The sequence below is a fragment of the Actinomyces bowdenii genome (assembly GCF_017592395.1).
Taxonomy (GTDB): domain Bacteria; phylum Actinomycetota; class Actinomycetes; order Actinomycetales; family Actinomycetaceae; genus Actinomyces; species Actinomyces bowdenii.
The window spans coordinates 1-1,435 of record NZ_JAGFOU010000047.1 but is presented as its reverse complement, the minus strand read 5'-3'; the positions used below and the strand labels follow the sequence as shown (position 1 = coordinate 1,435).

Sequence of the window (1,435 nt, the reverse complement as noted above, 5' to 3'; positions counted from 1 at the left end):
ATGGAGAGTCCTGCACACCGGCTGCAGAAGACCACTAGAAACCTTCCCGACAACCACCACAACCATCCTCGGAATCACATTCACACACACCCCATGAATGAACCTCAGTATCATGGTGAGTGTCGGCGTAGACGCATACGAGGACGCGCTGAAACGAAAGGGCGCGCGCCTGACAATCATCAAAGATCGTCCGATCAAAGGTTATATCGACCTCGACAGCGAGGGGCGAAAGGACTTGAGGGAGTGGGCAGAGTTGGCGTTGAGGTTTAATGAAGAATTGTTAAGCAAGAAGAAGTAATCCCAGAGCTACGCTATATCTAGCGTGCATACACCAGATATAGCGTAGCTATTACTTATTGCTCTACTCAAAAGCAAGTCGCCCACGTGTCGCAAAAATCGCCACGATTGCTAGCACTGTCAGACCGAGCGCAGCAGGCCAGTTATTGGCGACAGCAACGCCGCTGAGCGTTGCGACAACAAAGAGCGACCAGTTGACGCTATTGTGTGCGAGTATGGCAAGAAACACACTGCCGCGTGCCTTGTTGACGAGCCATGACATCACGACCGACATACTCACCACTAGTACAAGGTACGCCCATAACTGCGAAATATCACTGCGTGCTGTGTCCCATTCGGAAGTAAAGAACAATGGTACATGCCATAGACAATGCACAACACCCAGAATAACCGCCGCAACTAGCGGGTGATACCGCTGCTGCAAACGATGAAGAGCAAAGCCTCGCCAGCCGCCCTCTTCTTGTATCGGACCACCAGCAAGATATATGACAAATGTGACGAGCAGCGTCGCGATAATCGCAGGTGATATGTCGGACGAAATCCCGACACCACCAAAGAGGAAATATGCCGCACAAATCGCGAGAGGAATTGCCGCGAATGCGAGAGTATATGCCAGTGGGTGCGCCTGCCGCTGTGTAAAGCTCTTTTGTAGTTGCTTTACTCCTTTGCGTCCACTCACAATGCGAGTAACAACAAACACCGCAACCAGCGGCCCCGCAATAAGCCCGAGCTGATTGATGCCAGCAACCGCAGAATGTGACAGCTCATACGGTAGCAACCCGACACCTGTCTGCGACAACCACCACGGACTCCACCCAATCCACGACCCAAGATATGCGAGAATAAAGAATGACGCTAGGGGATAGGCGCGAACAGTGCTAATGAGCTTGTTTTCTATAGATAGCCGGCTCATAGAGTTATGATACCTTACTGGTAATATTATTGCAACCAGCGGTGCGGCTATTACTCGTAAAATAAGGGCGGAGATAGCCGTATCAGAGTTCTTTCTGGCTTTCGATTATTGATCATTTTGAGGTTCATTCATGGGGTGTGTGTGAATGTGATTCCGAGGATGGTTGTGGTGGTTGTCGGGAAGGTTTCTAGTGGTCTTCTGCAGCCGGTGTGCAGGACTCTCCAT

General features: G+C 50.8%; 2 protein-coding genes. One reads left to right on the top strand and one right to left on the bottom strand.

The window, feature by feature from the left end; all coding sequences use genetic code 11:
• The first annotated feature begins 97 nt into the window (after positions 1–97).
• The gene (locus J5X07_RS12715) at positions 98–298 is read left to right on the top strand and encodes a hypothetical protein (protein WP_208480045.1); all 201 of its coding nucleotides are present in this window, start codon (positions 98–100) and stop codon (positions 296–298) included.
• Positions 299–361: 63 nt separating this feature from the next.
• Here the strand turns inward: J5X07_RS12715 and J5X07_RS12710 are convergent, their stop codons facing one another.
• Positions 362–1,210 carry a CPBP family intramembrane glutamic endopeptidase gene (locus tag J5X07_RS12710; RefSeq protein ID WP_208480044.1) on the bottom strand — a complete coding sequence of 283 codons (849 nt, stop codon included), beginning with the start codon at positions 1,208–1,210 and terminating at the stop codon, positions 362–364.
• Positions 1,211–1,435 lie beyond the last annotated feature (225 nt).

Excerpts from the sequence above, each read along its gene's own strand:
- J5X07_RS12715 (WP_208480045.1), top strand. The coding sequence starts at position 98 with ATGAACCTCAGTATCATGGTGAGTGTCGGCGTAGACGCATACGAGGAC.
- J5X07_RS12710 (WP_208480044.1), bottom strand. The coding sequence starts at position 1,210 with ATGAGCCGGCTATCTATAGAAAACAAGCTCATTAGCACTGTTCGCGCC.